Origin of the sequence: Terrabacter sp. MAHUQ-38 (assembly GCF_014518425.1) — a bacterium.
Lineage (GTDB): Bacteria > Actinomycetota > Actinomycetes > Actinomycetales > Dermatophilaceae > Terrabacter.
The window spans coordinates 181,263-199,452 of record NZ_JACVCU010000003.1; the positions used below are offsets into that span (position 1 = coordinate 181,263).

Sequence of the window (18,190 nt, forward strand, 5' to 3'; positions counted from 1 at the left end):
CTTCGCCACAGGCGGGGTTTCAGGCTCCGGGGATGCCGTCCAGTGCCGTCCGGAGAGCCTTCGAGACCTCGGGGAAGAGCGTCAGCGAGAACGACTTCGTCATGTGACCGTGGTCGAAGTAGGTGATGAGGCCGCCGAGGACCGCGGGGCACGAGCCGTTGCGGCAGAGCAGGTCGGTGACCTCGAGCCGGGTCACGTCACGTCCCTCCCGACCTGCCGCGGCGTCGGCCAGCGGGTCGGGCTCGAGACCCGACGTGCCGGCATACGCCTCCTTCGTGGCGCAGCGGCCCACGTCGTCGAGGTAGCGGGCGACGCAGTCCGGCACGCTCTCGGTGGATCCGGGGGTGTCACGGATGACGAGAATGCGCGCGCCGGACTTGATGAACCTGTCCATGACCCGGTTGTAGGCCGCCTTCGCCACGGACGTCTTCTGGTCGGCCGGCACGCCGGCGAGGGGCTGCAGGGTGCGGTCGGACATGACGACGAGGTCGTAGCCGCCCGTCGTGATGCGGTCGCGGGCCCACGCGTTCCAGGCGACGCAGTTGTCCTCGAGGGCCTTCGTCCCGAACTTGACCGGGATGTCGACCGAGTAGCACTCCGAAGCGATGTAGGTGTCGACCCTCCAGCCACGCTCCTCGGCGGTCTTGAGGATCGGCGGATGCCACTGCCCGGCGTGCGAGTTGCCGTAGAGCGCCACCTTGACCGGCGCGTTCCTGGGCCCGTAGGAGCAGACCTTGTGCCGGGTGAACGGGCGGTTGTTCCAGCAGTCGTCGGCGTAGACGTCCGGCTTGTCCTCCGCCGCCTTGATGGGGCTGGACAGCATCCCCATCTCGCGGCCCGCACACGCCGCGTCGCGGAAGTAGTCGGCGCCGACGCACTGGGCCGTCGGGTCGATGACGACGGCCTCGGCCGCCGCGGTCGCGCGCTCCGTCTGCCAGAGCGCGAGCCCGGCGACCGTCAGCGACAGACCGAGGCAGGCGGCGAGGAGCAGGAAGGAGCGCTTCGTGCTGCGGGCGATCCGCGGAGTGAAGCGCATGAGGTCCTCGACCCAGCGCTTCGACAGGCCCGACAGCATGAGGACCACGACGAGGATCAGGATCTTCTCGCCCCACCTCACGTTCTCGACGTCGAGGGCGAACGGAGCGATGACGATGGCCGGCCAGTGCCAGAGGTAGACGGAGTATGAAACGTCGCCGAGCCACTGCACGGGGCGGTTGGACCAGAGCCGCCGGGGGCCGGCCGCGAGGTCGTCGGACCGGGCCGCGATGACGGCGGCGGCACCCAGCGTCGGCATCAGCGCCGCGACGCCGGGGAAGGGGGTCGCCCCGGTGAAGGTGAGCGCGGCCCAGAGGATGGCGGCGAGCCCACCCCACACGAGGACGGCCCGCGCGAGCGGGGCGCGGACACGCAGGCCCGCGTGCACCGCGGCCGCGAGACAGGCGCCGACGCCGAGCTCCCAGATGCGGGTCGTCGAGACGAAGTACGCCTGCGCGGCGTCCTCGCCCGTGAACCAGGCCGAGAAGGCGAGCGAGCTCAGGCTCACTGCGCCGATGACGTAGAGCGGCGGGAAGCGGAAGGATCGCCCGAGCCGGCGGCAGGCGAGCAGGGCGAGGCCGATGAGCACCGGCCACAGGATGTAGAACTGCTCCTCCACCGAGAGCGACCAGTAGTGCTGCGTCGGCGAGTGGAGCTGGTCGGTCGCGAGGTAGTCGGTCGACGTCAGCGCCAGCATCCAGTTCTCGACGTAGAAGGCCGAGGCGATGACCTCGGTGGACACACGCTCATGCACCGTCTGCGGCAGCCACACGAGGCTCGCGACGAGGGTCGCGACGAGCACGACCGTCGCTGCGGGGATGAGGCGGCGAACGCGACGCGCCCAGAACGACAGGAGGTCGCGGGTGTGGCGGATCGGCCGCTCGAGCAGGTGGAGGGTGATGAGGAAGCCGGAGATGACGAAGAAGACGTCGACGCCGACGTAGCCGCCGGTCAGGCGCTGCGGCCAGAAGTGGTACAGGACGACGAGCGCGACAGCCACGGCGCGAAGGGCCTGGATGTCCTTGCGAGGTGCGACCTGCTCGCGCCCAGCTGCCGCCCGGTGGGGGCGTGTCGCCAGATCAGTGGGGCCGCCGAGGATGGCCGCGCTCGTCGCGTCGGGTGCTGCCAAGGAGGTGCTCCGTACTACTGGGACTGCTTCTACACGGCGGGTCGACCGCGAAAGGACCACGACAAACTAACGCACCAACCTGCCAAAGGCCGATTCGCCGCAGGCGACGCACCGCACCGGAGGCAGCCGCCGACGCGACCGGTGGAGCCGAAAGATGGACGCGCCGGCAGCCGAAGGGAGCGAACGGGTGGACGGCACCGCCCGGCTACGATGGGCCGCCGCCACCTCGACCGGAAGACGACCTGCGTGGACACCCCCTCCCCCCTGCTGCTGACCGTCATCTCCAACGTGCACAACGACGCCGACCGGCTCCCCCGCGCCGTACGGTCCGCGCTCGCCGGCTGGGAGGGTCCGGGCATCGAGGTGCTCGTCGTCGACGACGGCTCGACCGACGCGACCGGCGCCGTCGCGGACGCCCTCGCCGCCGACGACGACCGCGTCCGCGTGCTCCACCGCGGCGAGAACGACGGCGCGCCGGGCGCTCCCCGCAACCTCGGCCTCGACGCGGCGCGCGGCGAGTGGGTGGCCTTCGTCGACAGCGACGACGAGTACCTCCCCGGCTCCCTCCGTCGGCTCGTCGACGCGGCCCGGGAGGCCGACGCCGACGTCGCTGCCGGGGCGGTCGCGCGGTACAACGAGCGCACAGACCGGGTCAGCCCGTTGCCGGCCACGGACTACGTAGCCGGCCCCGTCGACCCGCTCGAGCCGGGATCTCCCCTGTGGCAGGACACCATCGCCGTCGCCAAGGTCATCCGGCGCAGCCTGCTCGACGACCGCGGCATCCGCTTCCCCGAGCGGATCCTCTACGAGGACCAGCCGTTCACGGTCGCACTGTGGTCGAGCGCGCGCCGCATCGCGACGCTCGACGAGGTCGTCTACCACTGGTACGTCAACAACGTCGCCGGCGAGGAGTCGATCACCGCCCGTCGGCACGAGGTCGAGAACTTCCACGACCGCATCGCCGCCAACCGTGCCATCGACGCGCAGCTCGCCGACCGACCCGACCTCGCGGCCGCCAAGCTGGACAAGTTCGTCCGTCACGACCTCGCCCTCTACGGCAAGGACCTCGACGCACGCGACACCGACTACCGCGCCGCCTTCCTCGGTGCGGCGCGGGACTACCTGCGCGAGCAGCCGGTCGAGCTGCGCGCGGCACTGGCGCAGCCGTACCGCCTCGTGGTGCGCGAGCTCGTCGACGGCGAGCCCGAGAGCGCCGTGGCCGCGGCGCTCTTCGCCTACCGTCGCAAGCACCTCGAGCGCCCGCTCGCCCACCGTTCGGGTCGCTGGTGGTGGCCCTACCGCTCGGAAGACGCCGGCGCCGACCATGACCTGACGCTGCTCGTCGAGAAGGAGCACGCCAAGGGTCGGCAGCTGCGCACGACCACGGCCACCGCCGTACGCGTGGAGCGGGACGCGCTGCGGCTCGAAGGCGCCGTCGTGGACGGCGACGACAGCCTCGGGGCGAGGTCGCGGCTCACGATGGTCCTCGTCGAGCGCGACTCCGGCTCGACCCTCGCCTCGGCGACGACCCGGGTGCGCCACCACGGACGCTTCGACGTGCGCCTCGACCTGCCGTCGCCCGACGCTGACGCACCGCCGGCCAAGGCCTGGGACGTCAAGGTCACGTTCCCCAGCACGCTCGCGCGGCTGCTGCCCCGGCGCGCGGGCAAGCCGTCGCCGGTCGAGGTGCCCGCCGCGCTCGAGCTGCCGCCGCTCGACGGCGGGCTCGAGCTCTACCGCACACGCAACGGGAACCTCTCGGTTCGCCCTGTGGCCGACGACGTCGACGACGACTGACGGCGCCGACTGACGGCGACGACTGACGGCCACGACTGCTCCGGCGGCGCCCGCCGGGGGTCAGCGGCGGTCGAGGGCCTCGATCGCCGCGGTCACCCGCGCACAACACCCACCATCACGCATCGGGAACGTCGCCTCGATCCGCTCCTGGAACACCGGACGCGCCGCATACCCGTTCTCCGCGATGTCGACCACCGCCGCCACCGCCGCATCGACATCCTCGACCACCGGACCGAACCCGTCCCGCGGGTACTGGAAGTACCCCGCCCGACCCACGTGCCCACCAGCCATCACCCGCTGCGCATCGAACTGGAAGTACACCACCGGACGATCCATGTACGCCGCGTTGAACGCCATCGACGAGTAGTCCGTCACCATGACCGCCGACCGCGCGAAGTACTCCTGCACGTCCGCACCATCGAACGACAACCGCAGCACCGACTCCGGAAGGTCCATCTTCCCCAGCACCGGCTGGATGTTCGGGTGCGGCAGGAACGCCACCCGCCGCCCGGTCCGCTGCGCCAGCTCCGCCAGCTCCGCACTGCGCAGGAACGCCGTCCACGCCTTCGCATACTCCGTCTCGAAGAACTGCGCATCGATCACCCGACGCTGGCTCCCCGGCTTCAACGGCGGCACCAACCAGTTGCGCCACGTCGGCGCCACCAGGATCAGGTCGCACCCGTCACCCCGGATCCGCTGCGCCTTCTCGAACAACCGGTCGAACCGCGGCAACCCCGTCAGGGCCACCTCCTTGTCCGTGAACACGTACGGCGAACCCTCACCCGCGATCGACTCGTACTCCCCCGGCGTCGAGGTCACGAACACATCCATCTGCTTCGCGTTCAACCACCGCGACAGATCGTCCTTGATCACCCCATGCTGCAGGAACGTGAACTTCCACCGCGGCTCCACATGCTTGAGGATCGCCGGCGGCCGCTGCACCGGAGCATCGATGTGCGAGGACACCAGATGCGCCGCATTGATCATCAACAGCTTCCACCGCAACGACCCGTGCGCCACCAGCCGCGACCCGAACCCCTCAGCCTTGAGCCGCTTCCAGTCCGGCGTGTCCTTCTCCAGCACGAACCACGCATTCACGTCCGGCCGGTGCTCCCGCAACCACCGGAACAGGATCTCCCCCGAGTCATTCGCATCATGGATCCGGTCCATCAACACCCACGCCCCACCGAACTCCCGCCGCACCGGCCCGCGCGCAGCCGCCAGCCGGACGGGGTCCGGCACGATCCGGTCGAGCGCCTCGCGGCGCCGCAGCCGCGTCGGGCGGAACATCTTGCGCACCCCACCCGGGCTCATCGAACGCACCCGCCGCGGCGCCCAGGTCTCGGCCAGCTCCAGACGGGTCCCGGCAACCTCGAGCTCGATGGTCCCCGTCGTCGGCGCCCACAACACTCGCTCCCACATGAGGGTGGCACCGAAGAAGTCGATGCGCCGCGTCTTGCCGAACTCCGGCTCGACCCTCCGGCCGCCCACGACGAGAGCCTCCGTCGGAGGATGTCCGACGTAGCGGTAGAGCAGGCGCACCAGGCCCTTCGCGTGGTCGTGCTTGTCCGGCACGGCATACGGCGTGTGCCACGGCTCGTCGCGAAGCCCGTGCAGCAGGATGTCGCGCCAGTGCGGGCGCAGCTTGCGGATCGAGAACGAGTCGACGACGTCGGGCGACAGCCGCCGTGCGATCTCGCCGAGCGTCTCGCGGAACGTCTCGGCCAGCTCACCCTCGATCGCCGACGCGGAGTTGGCCATCGCGTCCTCCGACGAGAAGTACCACGACAGGTCGTAGAGGATGTGGTTCTGGACCCAGTTCGGCGCGCGGCCGAACTGCTTCTCGGCGTCGTCGAGGAGCGCTAGGTACCCCTCGCGGGGCACGACGGCATACCGCCCCGCGAACGAGACGCCCGTCTGGAGGGTCGAGCTCTGGTCGGCCCGCTTGCGGTAGTAGTACTCGGCGGACGTGAGGAAGCCGACGTGCCGCGTGGGAGCGGCCATCAGGTAGCGGATGGCCAGGTCGCCGTCCTCGAAGTTCGGACGCAGACGCGGGTTGAAGCGCAGGTCGCCGATCAGGTCCCGGCGCATCAGGGAAGTGGTCGTGCTGTTCGGGATCACGGACGTCTCGACGTCGAGGTCGACCATCTGGTCGCCCCGCGCGAACATCACGGCCCGGGGGTGGCGTTCCAGGGTGTTCGTGGCCTCCATCCGCAGGATGGTGTTCGTGCAGAGGTAGGTCATGCTCGGGTGCTCGTCGATGAAGCGGGCCGCCGCGGAGAAGTACTCGGCGTTGACCGTGTCGTCGGGGTCGGTGAACGTCAGCCACTCCCCCGTGGCGTGGCCGAGGCCGGCGTTGCGGGCAGCCGCCTGGCCGGCGTTCTCCTGGTGCAGCACCACCACCTCGCACCGCGCCCGCGCCGCCCACGCCTCCAGGACGGCACGCGAGTCGTCCGTCGACCCGTCGTCGACCATGACCACCTGCAGCCGCGAGAGGTCGAACGTCTGCGCCTCGATCGAGGCGATGAACTCCTCCAGGTAGCGCGACACGTTGTAGACCGCCGAGACGACCGAGAAGAGCGGCCCTGCCTGCCGGCCCTCGACCTGCTGCACTGTCATGTCGCGTCCCCTAGCGTCGCGGGCGTGGGCTGGCCCCCACGTTCGGGGCACATGCTAGCCGCGCAGCGTGCGGCGCCGAGGGAAGGACCGGGCGTTGCGGCCCGGCGGCGCCCGCCGGGGGTCAGCGGCGGTCGAGGGCCTCGATCGCCGCGGTCACCCGCGCACAACACCCACCATCACGCATCGGGAACGTCGCCTCGATCCGCTCCTGGAACACCGGACGCGCCGCATACCCGTTCTCCGCGATGTCGACCACCGCCGCCACCGCCGCATCGACATCCTCGACCACCGGACCGAACCCGTCCCGCGGGTACTGGAAGTACCCCGCCCGACCCACGTGCCCACCAGCCATCACCCGCTGCGCATCGAACTGGAAGTACACCACCGGACGATCCATGTACGCCGCGTTGAACGCCATCGACGAGTAGTCCGTCACCATGACCGCCGACCGCGCGAAGTACTCCTGCACGTCCGCACCATCGAACGACAACCGCAGCACCGACTCCGGAAGGTCCATCTTCCCCAGCACCGGCTGGATGTTCGGGTGCGGCAGGAACGCCACCCGCCGCCCGGTCCGCTGCGCCAGCTCCGCCAGCTCCGCACTGCGCAGGAACGCCGTCCACGCCTTCGCATACTCCGTCTCGAAGAACTGCGCATCGATCACCCGACGCTGGCTCCCCGGCTTCAACGGCGGCACCAACCAGTTGCGCCACGTCGGCGCCACCAGGATCAGGTCGCACCCGTCACCCCGGATCCGCTGCGCCTTCTCGAACAACCGGTCGAACCGCGGCAACCCCGTCAGGGCCACCTCCTTGTCCGTGAACACGTACGGCGAACCCTCACCCGCGATCGACTCGTACTCCCCCGGCGTCGAGGTCACGAACACATCCATCTGCTTCGCGTTCAACCACCGCGACAGATCGTCCTTGATCACCCCATGCTGCAGGAACGTGAACTTCCACCGCGGCTCCACATGCTTGAGGATCGCCGGCGGCCGCTGCACCGGAGCATCGATGTGCGAGGACACCAGATGCGCCGCATTGATCATCAACAGCTTCCACCGCAACGACCCGTGCGCCACCAGCCGCGACCCGAACCCCTCAGCCTTGAGCCGCTTCCAGTCCGGCGTGTCCTTCTCCAGCACGAACCACGCATTCACGTCCGGCCGGTGCTCCCGCAACCACCGGAACAGGATCTCCCCCGAGTCATTCGCATCATGGATCCGGTCCATCAACACCCACGCCCCACCGAACTCCCGCCGCACCGGCCCGCGCGCAGCGAGGATGCGCACCGGGTCGACCTTGAGACGGTCGATCGCGTCACGGCGGCGCGGCGGTGTGGGGCGGAAGCGGCGCGCGATCGCCTTGGCCCCGAGGGCCCGGACGCGGTTGCCCTTCCAGCCGGTGAGCAGCTCGACGCGGGCGCCGTCGAGGCGCACCTCGAGGGTGCCGCGGGCGTCGACCCAGAGGATCCGCTCCCACATGAGGGTGTCGCCGAAGAACTGGATGGCGCGCGTCTTGGCGTGCACGGGGGCCTTGCGCCTGCCGCGAGAGTGGACGACCTCTTCCGGCGGGTCGCCGATGTAGCGGTAGAGCACGCGCACCAACCGCTTGGTGCGGTCGTAGCCGTCGGTCACGGCATACGACGTGTGCCAGGACTTGCCCCGGAGGCCGTGCAGCAGGATGTCGCGCCAGTGCGGCTGGAGCCGGCGGATCGAGAACGAGTCGACGACGTCGGGCGAGAGCAGCTCGGCGATCTCGCCGAGCGTCTCGCGGAACGTCTCGGCCAGCTCACCCTCGATCGCCGACGCGGAGTTGGCCATCGCGTCCTCCGACGAGAAGTACCACGACAGCTCGTAGAGCACGACGTGCTGGACCCACATCGGGATCTCGCCGAACTGCTGCGCGGCATCACGCAGCAGGGCGAGGTACCCGTCGCGCGGGACGGTCGAGTAGCGGCCCACGGCGGAGATGCCCGTCTGGAGGGTCGAGCTCTGGTCGGCCCGCTTGCGGTAGTAGTAGCGTGCGGACCCGATGAAGCCGGTCTTGCGGCTGGGGGCCTGCAGCAGGTAGCGGACGGCGAAGTCGCCGTCCTCGAAGTTCGGGCGCAGACCGGCGTTGAAGCGAAGGTCGCCGATCACGTCACGACGCATCAGGGAGGTCGTCGAGCTGCCGGGGATGTACGACGTCGCGACGTCGAGATCGACGAGGCGGCTGTCGGTGTACATCTTCCAGCGGGGGTGCTTGCCCAGCTCGCCGGTGCCCTCGTTGCGCAGGACGACGTTGGCCGACAGGAACTGCACCTCGGGGTGCTCGTCGGCGAAGGCGGCCATCGAGGCGAAGAACCTCGCGTTCACGGTGTCGTCGGGGTCGATGAAGGTCAGCCACTCCCCCGTCGCGTGCTCGAGGCCGGCGTTGCGCGCCGCCGCCTGGCCGGCGTTCTCCTGGTGCAGCACGAGCACCTCGCACCGCGCCCGGGCGGCCCACGCCTCCAGGACGGCACGCGAGTCGTCCGTCGACCCGTCGTCGACGAAGACCACCTGCAGCCGCGAGAGGTCGAACGTCTGCGCCTCGATCGAGGCGATGAACTCCTCGAGGTAGCGCGACACGTTGTAGACCGCCGAGACGATCGAGAAGAGCGGCCGTCCCGGTGTCGAGGGGGTCGCGCTCTCGGTGGTCGGCTCGGTCATGTCAGGTGCCTTTCCCGCACGGGCCGTGCCAGGGGGTCCCGTGCTCTGGTGGATCTGGTCTCGCGGCGGACGTCGTCCGGTCCCCTGAACGGCGCGCTCGTCGGGCGCGACTGCCGCACAAGGATACGGCCCGGTATCCAGGGAGGCCGACCTGGGCTCGTCCGGGTGGTGAGGTTCAGTTGCCGAGGTACGGCGAGACGACGACCTCGACGCGCTGGAACTCCTTGACGTCGGAGTACCCAGTGGTCGCCATGGCGCGCTTGAGCGCGCCGATGACGTTGGTCGTGCCGTCGGCATGACGGCCCGGACCGAAGAGGATCTCCTCGAGAGAGGCCTGCGAGCCCAGCGCGATGCGCTCCCCACGGGGCAGCTGCTGGTGGTGGGCCTCCGGGCCCCAGTGGTAGCCGCCTCCCGGTGCGTCGGTCGCGCGGGCCAGCGCCGCCCCGAGCATGACGGCGTCGGCCCCGCACGCCACCGCCTTGACGATGTCGCCGGACGTACCGACACCGCCGTCGGCGATGACGTGGACGTAGCGGCCGCCCGACTCGTCGAGGTAGTCGCGTCGCGCTGCGGCGACGTCGGCGACGGCCGAGGCCATCGGGGCGTGGATGCCGAGGGCCGTGCGGGTCGTGTGGGCCGCGCCCCCGCCGAAGCCGACGAGGACGCCCGCGGCGCCTGTGCGCATGAGGTGCAGGGCCGCGGTGTACGAGGCGGCGCCGCCGACGATGACGGGCACGTCGAGCTCGTAGATGAACCGCTTGAGATTGAGCGGCTCCGCCCGGCCGGAGACGTGCTCGGCGGACACCGTCGTGCCGCGGATGACGAAGAGGTCGACGCCTGCGTCGACGACCGTCTTCCAGTGCTGCTGGGTGCGCTGCGGCGACAGGGCGCCCGCCACGGTGACTCCGGCGTCGCGCAGCTGGCGGAGACGCTCGGTGATCAGCTCGGGCTTGATGGGCTCGGCGTAGATCTGCTGCATGCGCGCTGTCGCGGCTCCCGGCTCGATCTCGGCGATCTCGCGCAGCTGCGCGGTCGGGTCCTCGTAGCGCGTCCACAGGCCCTCGAGGTCGAGGACGGGAAGGGCGCCGAGCTTGCCGAGGACGATGGCGCTCTCGGGGGAGACGACGGAGTCCATCGGCGCCGCCATGACCGGGATGTCGAAGTGGTAGGCGTCGATCTGCCACGACACCGAGACCTCCTCGGGGTCGCGCGTGCGGCGCGAGGGCACCACGGCGATGTCGTCGAAGGAGTAGGCGCGCCGACCGCGCTTGCCTCGGCCAATCTCGATCTCGGTCACCGCCCGATCCTACCGAGCACGTATCAGGGGCTCGCCAGTCGTCACAGATCGGACATGGGACATGGATATGCAGAACCTGACGTCATCACCCCGCGCTCGACGTTCTACGAGCAGGGCCGGTTCGGTCGGATGTTCCCGACCCTCGCGCCCTTCTCGGCAGACACCCCCACCATCCGGCAGGCCCTGATGGAGCTCGGGAAACCCGGCGGGCTCATGGATGCCCAGGACGGCACGGACCCGATCGCCCTCATCGTCGACCCCGCCCAGAGCGTCCACAACCCGAACAACCCGGGGCTCACGGCGGGGATGACCTTCCTCGGACAGTTCCTCGACCACGACATGACCTTCGACCCCACCAGCTCGCTCGCGCGCCGGCAGGACCCTGAGTCGATCCGCAACTTCCGCATCCCGGCCCTCGACCTCGACAGCGTCTACGGCGGCGGCCCCGGTGTCAGCCCGCAGCTCTACGACCAGGGCGTGGACCGCGGCCGGACCTCGTTCCTCGTCGAGGAGATCCCGGGCTCCGGCGCCGTGTCCCTCGGGGGGATCCGGTCCGACCTGCCGCGCAACAGCCAGAGCGTCGCCCTCATCGGCGACCCGCGCAACGACGAGAACCTCATCGTCAGCCAGCTGCACCTTGCGGTGCTCCGCTTCCACAACCGGGTCGTCGCGGACGTCAAGGCCTCGCTCGGATCCACGGTGACGACCGAGGAGATCTTCGTCGAGGCACAGCGGATCGTGCGCTGGCACTACCAGTGGGTGATCGTCCACGAGTTCCTGCCGCGGCTCGTCGGCCAGACGCTCGTGAACAACATCCTCACGAAGGGTCGCCAGCACTACCAGTGGCGCAACGACCCGTACATCCCCGTCGAGTTCTCGGTCGCGGCCTACCGGTTCGGCCACTCACAGGTGCGACCGTCCTACCGGGCCAACTTCGGCACCTCGGCCAGTGACCCCACACAGCAGTTCTTCGGCCTGATCTTCGACCCGACGCAGTCGTCCGCGAGCGACCCGGGCGACCTCCGCGGCGGCTGCCGGGCGCCCCGCCGGTTCATCGACTGGCAGACGTTCTTCGACTTCGGCGACGGCCGGGTGCGCCCGAACAAGCTCATCGACACGACCCTGTCCAGCCCGCTCTTCGCCCTCCTCGGGACGCCGACGGGCCAGATGCCGTCGCTCGCCCAGCGGAACCTCATCCGCAACCTGACGATGAAGCTGCCCTCGGGGCAGGCCGTCGCCAAGGCGATGAAGGCCGACCGGCTCAAGGCGGCGGACCTGTCCGACCTCGAGCCGCTCGAGCTCGACACCCGCACGCCGCTGTGGTTCTACGTGCTGCGTGAGGCGCAGGTCATCGGCGACGGCAAGCGGCTGGGCCCCGTGGGCGGACGCATCGTCGCCGAGGTCGTCCTCGGGCTCATCGAGGGCGACGCGGACTCGTACCTCGTGCAGGACCCCGAGTGGGCGCCGACGTACGGCGCCGACGACGACTTCCGCATGGTCGACCTGCTCGACGCGGCGGGCGTGGTCGCGGCGTTCTAGGAGGACGTATGCCGTCCGGCCGGGCCCCTCGGAGCCCACCGGACGGCGTACGGCGTACCTCTGCGGCGTCAGCCGACGGTGTAGTTGGGCGCCTCGACGATGCCCTGGATGTCGTGCGGGTGGCTCTCCTTGAGCGAGGCCGACGTGATGCGCACGAACTGGCCCTTCTCCTGCAGCTCGGGAATGGTGCTCGCACCGACGTAGAACATCGACTGGCGCAGGCCGCCGAGCATCTGGTGTGCGACGGCCGACAGCGGCCCGCGGTAGGCGACGCGACCCTCGATGCCCTCGGGGACGAGCTTGTCGTCGGAGTCGACCTCGGCCTGGAAGTAGCGGTCCTTCGAGAAGGACTTCTTGCCGCGTGAGCTCATCGCGCCGAGTGAGCCCATGCCGCGGTAGCTCTTGAACTGCTTGCCGTTGACGAAGATGAGCTCCCCCGGGCTCTCCTCACAGCCGGCGAGGAGCGAGCCGACCATGACCGAGTCGGCGCCGGCCACGATGGCCTTGGCGATGTCGCCGGAGTACTGGAGCCCGCCGTCCGCGATGACCGGGACGCCCGCCGGCCTGCAGGCCTGGGCCGCGGCGTGGACGGCCGTGACCTGCGGCGCACCGACGCCGGTGACGATGCGCGTCGTGCAGATCGAGCCGGGGCCGACACCGACCTTGACGGCGTCGGCGCCCGCGTCGACGAACGCCTGGGCGCCCGCGGTGGTCGCGACGTTGCCGCCGATGACCTGCACCTGGCGCGTCGCGGGATCCTTCTTGAGCCGCTCGACCATCTCGATGAGCAGTCGCACGTGACCGTGGGCCGTGTCGGCGACGAGCACGTCGACGCCGGCCTCGATCAGTGTGGTGGCACGCTCCCACGCGTCGCCGAAGTAGCCGATCGCGGCACCGACCATGAGCCGGCCGTCGGCGTCGTTGCTCGCGTTGGGGAACTGCTCGCTCTTGACGAAGTCCTTGACGGTGATGAGGCCGGTCAGGTGGCCCTCGGAGTCGACGAGGGGCAGGCGCTCACGCTTGTGCTGGCGCAGCAGGGCGGTGGCCTCGTCGCGGCTGATCCCGACGTGGCCCGTGATGAGCGGCATCGGCGTCATGACGTCGCTGACGAGCGTGGTCGCCCACTCGGCGACGGGCGTGAAGCGCAGGTCGCGGTTGGTGACCATCCCGATGAGCTTCTTGTCGTCGCCGATGACGGGCAGGCCCGAGACGCGGTACTCGCCGCAGATCTGGTCGAGCTCCTCGAGCGTGCGGTCCGGGCCGATGGTGATCGGGTTGGAGATCATGCCGGTCTGGGTCCGCTTGACGAGGTCGACTTGGTAGGCCTGGTCGGCGATCGAGAGGTTGCGGTGCAGCACGCCGAGGCCACCCTGGCGAGCCATCGCGATCGCCATGCGCGCCTCGGTCACGGTGTCCATGGCCGCCGAGATGAGCGGCGACCTGATCGACAGCTCACGCGTGAGGCGCGTCGTCGTGTCGATGTCGGAGGGGGCGAGGTCGCTGTAGCCGGGGAGGAGCAGCACGTCGTCGTAGGTCAGCCCCATCGTGGCGAAAGCAGCGGGCACGTCAGACGATCCGAGGCTCATTGCCCAATTCTAAGGGCTCGCAGATGTGCCCGGGACCGGCGCTCAGCCGGCGGTCGGCGGGCGGCGGCCGTCAGGGGGCGGTCAGGGGGACGGCGGTGGCGTCAGTCGTACCTTCGCTCGAGTCGCCGGTGAGGCCCCTGACCGGTGGCGAGGGCGCTGCGGGCCGGGTCTGGCCGGCGGTCGCCGACGGCGCGAGCATCGTCTCGGGCGTCGCGGCGTCGGTCGTCGGGATCGGCGTCCGGGTCGTCGTCGGTGTCGGTGTGATGGCGGCGCCGCCCTTGGTGCTCTTGGTCGCCCTCGGGTCCTTCTTGCCGGTGCTCGTCGTCTGCGGCGTGCCGGTCTGCCCGCCGCCGGTCTCCGTCGTGCCGTCGCCGGGATCGGGCGCGCCCGAGTCGGCGGCGTCGAGGTCGCCGTCCTGGGTGCTGCCGCCCGGCGCTCTGCCATCTCGCGCGTTGTCTTCGGGCGGGTTGCCGCCCTGGGTGCCGTTGGACTGCCCTGCGGCGGACTTGCTGCCGCTCGTGCCGGCCCCGGTCCTGCCGGCACCGCCGCGCCTGGCGACCTCGGCCGCCGCGACCGCTGCCGGCAGCAGGACGATGGTGCCGTCGTCGCGGCGCGCGAGCACGAGGCCGCGCGCAGCGGTCACACTGCTCGTGCGCGGCAGCCCGAGTCGGGACAGCAGGGCGCTCGGGGCGTCGCTGCGGGCGCTCTCGTCCATCCTCTGCACGATCCGGGCCCGGTCCGACTGGCTCGGGGCAGCGTCCGGCAGCGACACGGCCGCGGCCACGCCCGCCCCCGAGGCAGCGATCGCCACGGCTGCGAACGCGCCGAGGTAACGGTGCTTGTTGGCGATGCGGCGCCGGCCCGTCCGCGACGGGAGAGGGGTGTCGGCATGCGTCGCGAGGGCCCCGAGCAGGGCGGCGATCGGCTCGTGACCCGGGTCGGCGCGGCCACCGAGGCGATCGAGGAGGAGGTCGTCGGCGATGAGGTCGCTGAGTGGAGAGAGGTCGTTCACGCGACATCACCCGCCCCGGCCTGCGTGATCATCGCGCGGAGCTTGTTCAGGGCCCGGTGCTGGGCCACGCGGACGGCGCCGGCGGACATGCCGAGTGCTGCGGCCGTCTCGTCCGTGGACATGCCCACGGCGACGCGGAGGGTGAGGATCTCGCGCTGCTGCGTCGGCAGCTGCTGCATGAGGGCCATCGCGATGGCCGCGTCGTCGCGCATCACCGCCACCGACTCGGGCGAGGGTGCGTCGTCGGGACCGTCGGGCACGTCAGCCACGGGGGCGGGGCTGCGCATCGCGGCACGTTGGGCGTCGGCGAGCTTGCGCCCCGTGATCGTGTAGACGAACGCCTCGAAGGGCAGGCCACGCTCCTCGTAGGTCGGCAGGGCCGCCACGACAGCCATGCACACCTCCTGGGCGACGTCCTGGGCAGTGTCCTCGGCACCGAACCGGCCAAGGCGGACGCGGGAGTACCGCAGGGCCATGTCCCTCACGCGCGCAAGCAACACGTCACGCGCATGGGTGTCGCGCGCGGACAGTGCCGCAAGCTCACGAAGCGATGGAGCGTCCACTCGCTCCATCGCACCGACACCCCCGGTCGTTACGCCGGTGTGCGTGGACCACCCAAGACCCATCTGAGCCCTCGTCCCCCGAACTGTTGGATCTGCATCCGGCGGCACCTACGCGCCGCCGGTGGCGCCCCTGCCGAAGCGGGCCCATGGTAGTGCCCGCGGACCTCTGCGGACGAGTACGGATGCAGCGAACTGCCCCCGTGGACGAGCATGCCATCCCGATGGCAATTCTTGAACAAGTCTTGAAGATTCCAGTCTTTATCCGTGATCTGGCGCCCGGTTAGCGTCGATTCCGCGGGTTCGCGCCCCAGAGGCACTGAGCGGACCGGTACGACTGGCGGCACCCCCGCCCCACCCGAAAGACGAGTTCATGGCCGAGATCACCCGCCTGCCCGGTCCAGTCGCCGACCTCTGGGACTGGCAGCTCGACGGTGCCTGTCGCGGCGTCAGCCCCGAGGTCTTCTTCCACCCCGAGGGCGAGCGCGGGCCACGCCGTCGCAACCGTGACGCGCAGGCCAAGGCCGTGTGCGCCGCCTGCCCCGTCGTGGCCCAGTGCCGGTCGCACGCCCTCGAGGTGCGCGAGCCGTACGGGGTCTGGGGTGGTCTGACCGAGGCCGAGCGCGAGGTGCTCTACGACGGCATCCAGGAGGCCTCCTGAGCCGAGGCCGGGCGCCCACCGCATCCACCGCGAGTGGGCCTGACACACCGCTCGACCGACCCGCGAGACACGACGGGGTCGCGGAGGTCGAGACGCAGCGAGGGCCGCTCCCATCGGGGAGCGGCCCTCGCCGCGTGTGAGGCGTGGCGCCTCGTGGGGTCCGGCTCAGTGACCGTGCCCGTGCCCGTGGCCGCCGGCCTCGGGCTCGTCCTCCGGCTTGTCGACGACGAGCGTGTCGGTCGTGAGGATCATCGACGCGATGGACTCGGCGTTGCGCAGCGCGGAGCGGGTGACCTTGACCGGGTCGATGACGCCCGCCGCGATGAGGTCGCCGTACTCGCCCGTGGCCGCGTTGAGGCCCTGGCCGATCGGGAGCTCGGCGACCTTCGAGGTGACGACGTAGCCCTGGTGGCCGGCGTTCTCGGCGATCCAGCGAAGCGGCTCGGCAACGGCCTTGCGCACGATCGTGGCGCCCGTGGCCTCGTCACCGCTGAGCTCGAGCGCGTCGATCGCGGACGCGGCGTGGATGAGGGCGGTGCCACCGCCGGCGACGATGCCCTCCTCGATCGCGGCACGCGTCGCGGAGATGGCGTCCTCGATGCGGTGCTTCTTCTCCTTGAGCTCGACCTCGGTGTGCGCGCCGACCTTGATGACGCAGACGCCGCCGGCGAGCTTGGCGAGGCGCTCCTGGAGCTTCTCGCGGTCCCAGTCGGAGTCGGTGCGCTCGATCTCGGCCTTGATCTGGTTGACGCGGCCGGCGACCTCGGACTCCTCGCCGGCGCCGTCGATGATCGTCGTGTTGTCCTTGGTGAGGACGACGCGGCGGGCCTGGCCGAGGACGGTCAGGTCGGCCTGGTCGAGGCTGAGCCCGACCTCCGGCGCAATGACCTGGCCACCGGTGAGGACGGCGATGTCCTGGAGCATGGCCTTGCGGCGGTCGCCGAAGCCCGGGGCCTTGACGGCCGCGACGTTGAACGTGCCGCGGATCTTGTTGACGACGAGCGTCGAGAGGGCCTCGCCGTCGACGTCCTCGGCGATGATGAGCAGGGGCTTGCCCGACTGCACGACCTTCTCGAGGACCGGGAGCACCTCGGCGACCGCGGAGATCTTGCCCTGGTTGATGAGAACGTAGGCGTCCTCGAGGACGGTCTCCATGCGCTCGGTGTCGGTGACGAAGTACGCCGAGAGGTAGCCCTTGTCGAACTGCATGCCCTCGGTGAACTCGAGCTCGGTCGCCGTCGTGGAGGACTCCTCGACCGTGATGACGCCGTCCTTGCCGACCTTGTCGAACGCCTCGCCGATGAGACCGCCGAGCGTGGCGTCCTGGGCGGAGAGGGTGGCGACGGAGGCGATCTCGTCCTTGCCGTCGACCTCACGGGCGTTCTCGAGGAGGCGGTCGTTGACGGCGGTGACGGCCTTGTCCATGCCGCGCTTGAGGGCGGCGGGCGCGGCACCCGCGGCAACGTTGCGCAGGCCTTCCTTGACCATGGCCTGCGCGAGGACGGTGGCGGTCGTCGTGCCGTCGCCGGCGATGTCGTTGGTCTTGGTCGCGACCTCCTTGGCGAGCTGCGCGCCGAGGTTCTCGTAGGCGTCCTCGAGCTCGATCTCACGAGCGATGGTCACACCGTCGTTCGTGATCGTGGGGGCGCCCCACTTCTTGTCGATGACGACGTTGCGGCCCTTCGGGCCGAGCGTCACCTTGACGGCGTTGGCGAGCGCGTCGACGCCGCGCTCGAGCGACTTGCGGGCGGAGTCGTTGAACTCCAGCTGCTTGGCCATGGTGTTCCTTTGGCTCGGGTTGCGTTGTGGTTCTGGAGATTCCGGGCGAGACCCGGGTCAAACGGGACGCACCCCGGGGAGACCCCGGCCTGATGGTTCGGGATGCTCACCGGGGTGCGTTCACGGCATTCGGCGTGACGAGGTCAGCCGACGACGGCGAGCACGTCGCGCGCGGAGAGGATGAGGTACTCCTCGCCGCCGTACTTCACCTCGGTGCCGCCGTACTTGCTGTAGATGACCTTGTCGCCGACCTTGACGTCGAGCGGGACGCGCTCGGTGCCGGTGTCGTTGAAACGGCCGGGGCCGACAGCGAGGACCTCGCCCTCCTGGGGCTTCTCCTTGGCGGTGTCCGGGATGACGAGGCCGGACGCGGTGGTCTGCTCGGCCTCGAGGGACTTGACGACAATGCGGTCTTCGAGCGGCTTGATGGAAACCGACACGGTGGTGACCTTCCCTTCGGGACAGTCGGAAACTGACTACGGACTGT

12 protein-coding genes are annotated in these 18,190 nt (G+C 70.3%); 3 read left to right on the top strand and 9 right to left on the bottom strand.

Annotated elements, in window-relative coordinates:
• Positions 1-19: 19 nt before the first annotated feature.
• The gene (locus H9I49_RS11975; protein WP_188030613.1) at positions 20-2,164 is read right to left on the bottom strand and encodes an acyltransferase family protein; all 2,145 of its coding nucleotides are present in this window, start codon (positions 2,162-2,164) and stop codon (positions 20-22) included.
• A gap of 246 nt (positions 2,165-2,410) precedes the next feature.
• Between H9I49_RS11975 and H9I49_RS11980 the strand changes: the two genes are divergently transcribed.
• A complete protein-coding gene (locus H9I49_RS11980) occupies positions 2,411-3,961 on the top strand; it encodes a glycosyltransferase family 2 protein (RefSeq protein ID WP_188030614.1) in 1,551 nt (516 codons plus the stop codon).
• Positions 3,962-4,021: 60 nt separating this feature from the next.
• Here H9I49_RS11980 and H9I49_RS11985 read toward each other — a convergent pair whose 3' ends face one another.
• The 3 genes from H9I49_RS11985 to H9I49_RS11995 all read right to left on the bottom strand — a co-directional run bounded on the left by H9I49_RS11985 (position 4,022) and on the right by H9I49_RS11995 (position 10,566).
• Positions 4,022-6,580, bottom strand: coding sequence for a CDP-glycerol glycerophosphotransferase family protein (locus H9I49_RS11985; RefSeq protein ID WP_188030615.1), 2,559 nt, complete (start codon positions 6,578-6,580; stop codon positions 4,022-4,024).
• A gap of 121 nt (positions 6,581-6,701) precedes the next feature.
• Positions 6,702-9,269 (bottom strand): glycosyltransferase, encoded by a 2,568-nt coding sequence (locus H9I49_RS11990; RefSeq protein WP_188030616.1) that lies wholly within the window; start codon positions 9,267-9,269, stop codon positions 6,702-6,704.
• A gap of 175 nt (positions 9,270-9,444) precedes the next feature.
• A complete protein-coding gene (locus H9I49_RS11995; RefSeq protein ID WP_188030617.1) occupies positions 9,445-10,566 on the bottom strand; it encodes a GuaB3 family IMP dehydrogenase-related protein in 1,122 nt (373 codons plus the stop codon).
• Between the two features lie 54 nt (positions 10,567-10,620).
• On the opposite strand from H9I49_RS11995, the gene H9I49_RS12000 reads away from it, so the two are divergent.
• Positions 10,621-12,105: a heme peroxidase family protein gene (locus tag H9I49_RS12000; RefSeq protein WP_188030618.1), complete on the top strand. Its 1,485-nt coding sequence runs from the start codon at positions 10,621-10,623 to the stop codon at positions 12,103-12,105.
• A 68-nt stretch (positions 12,106-12,173) separates the two neighbouring features.
• Here the strand turns inward: H9I49_RS12000 and guaB are convergent, their stop codons facing one another.
• The 3 genes from guaB to H9I49_RS12015 form a co-directional block, all read right to left on the bottom strand.
• Positions 12,174-13,691 carry an IMP dehydrogenase gene (gene guaB / locus H9I49_RS12005; protein WP_188030619.1) on the bottom strand — a complete coding sequence of 506 codons (1,518 nt, stop codon included), beginning with the start codon at positions 13,689-13,691 and terminating at the stop codon, positions 12,174-12,176.
• Between the two features lie 70 nt (positions 13,692-13,761).
• Complete coding sequence (locus tag H9I49_RS12010; protein ID WP_188030620.1) at positions 13,762-14,703, bottom strand: hypothetical protein; 942 nt, start codon at positions 14,701-14,703, stop codon at positions 13,762-13,764.
• Positions 14,700-15,329, bottom strand: coding sequence for a sigma-70 family RNA polymerase sigma factor (locus H9I49_RS12015; RefSeq protein WP_370587545.1), 630 nt, complete (start codon positions 15,327-15,329; stop codon positions 14,700-14,702). The genes H9I49_RS12010 and H9I49_RS12015 overlap by 4 nt, the downstream gene beginning before the upstream one ends.
• Positions 15,330-15,636: 307 nt before the next feature.
• Here H9I49_RS12015 and H9I49_RS12020 point away from each other — a divergent pair, with 307 nt between their 5' ends.
• Complete coding sequence (locus H9I49_RS12020; protein WP_020144864.1) at positions 15,637-15,924, top strand: WhiB family transcriptional regulator; 288 nt, start codon at positions 15,637-15,639, stop codon at positions 15,922-15,924.
• 165 nt (positions 15,925-16,089) lie between these two features.
• Here H9I49_RS12020 and groL read toward each other — a convergent pair whose 3' ends face one another.
• Together groL and groES are read right to left on the bottom strand one after the other, a co-directional pair.
• Entirely contained in the window at positions 16,090-17,703 is a 1,614-nt protein-coding gene (gene groL, locus H9I49_RS12025; protein ID WP_188030622.1) for a chaperonin GroEL, read from the bottom strand.
• A 143-nt stretch (positions 17,704-17,846) separates the two neighbouring features.
• Positions 17,847-18,143 carry a co-chaperone GroES gene (gene groES / locus H9I49_RS12030; RefSeq protein ID WP_188030623.1) on the bottom strand — a complete coding sequence of 99 codons (297 nt, stop codon included), beginning with the start codon at positions 18,141-18,143 and terminating at the stop codon, positions 17,847-17,849.
• Between the last annotated feature and the right edge of the window lie 47 nt (positions 18,144-18,190).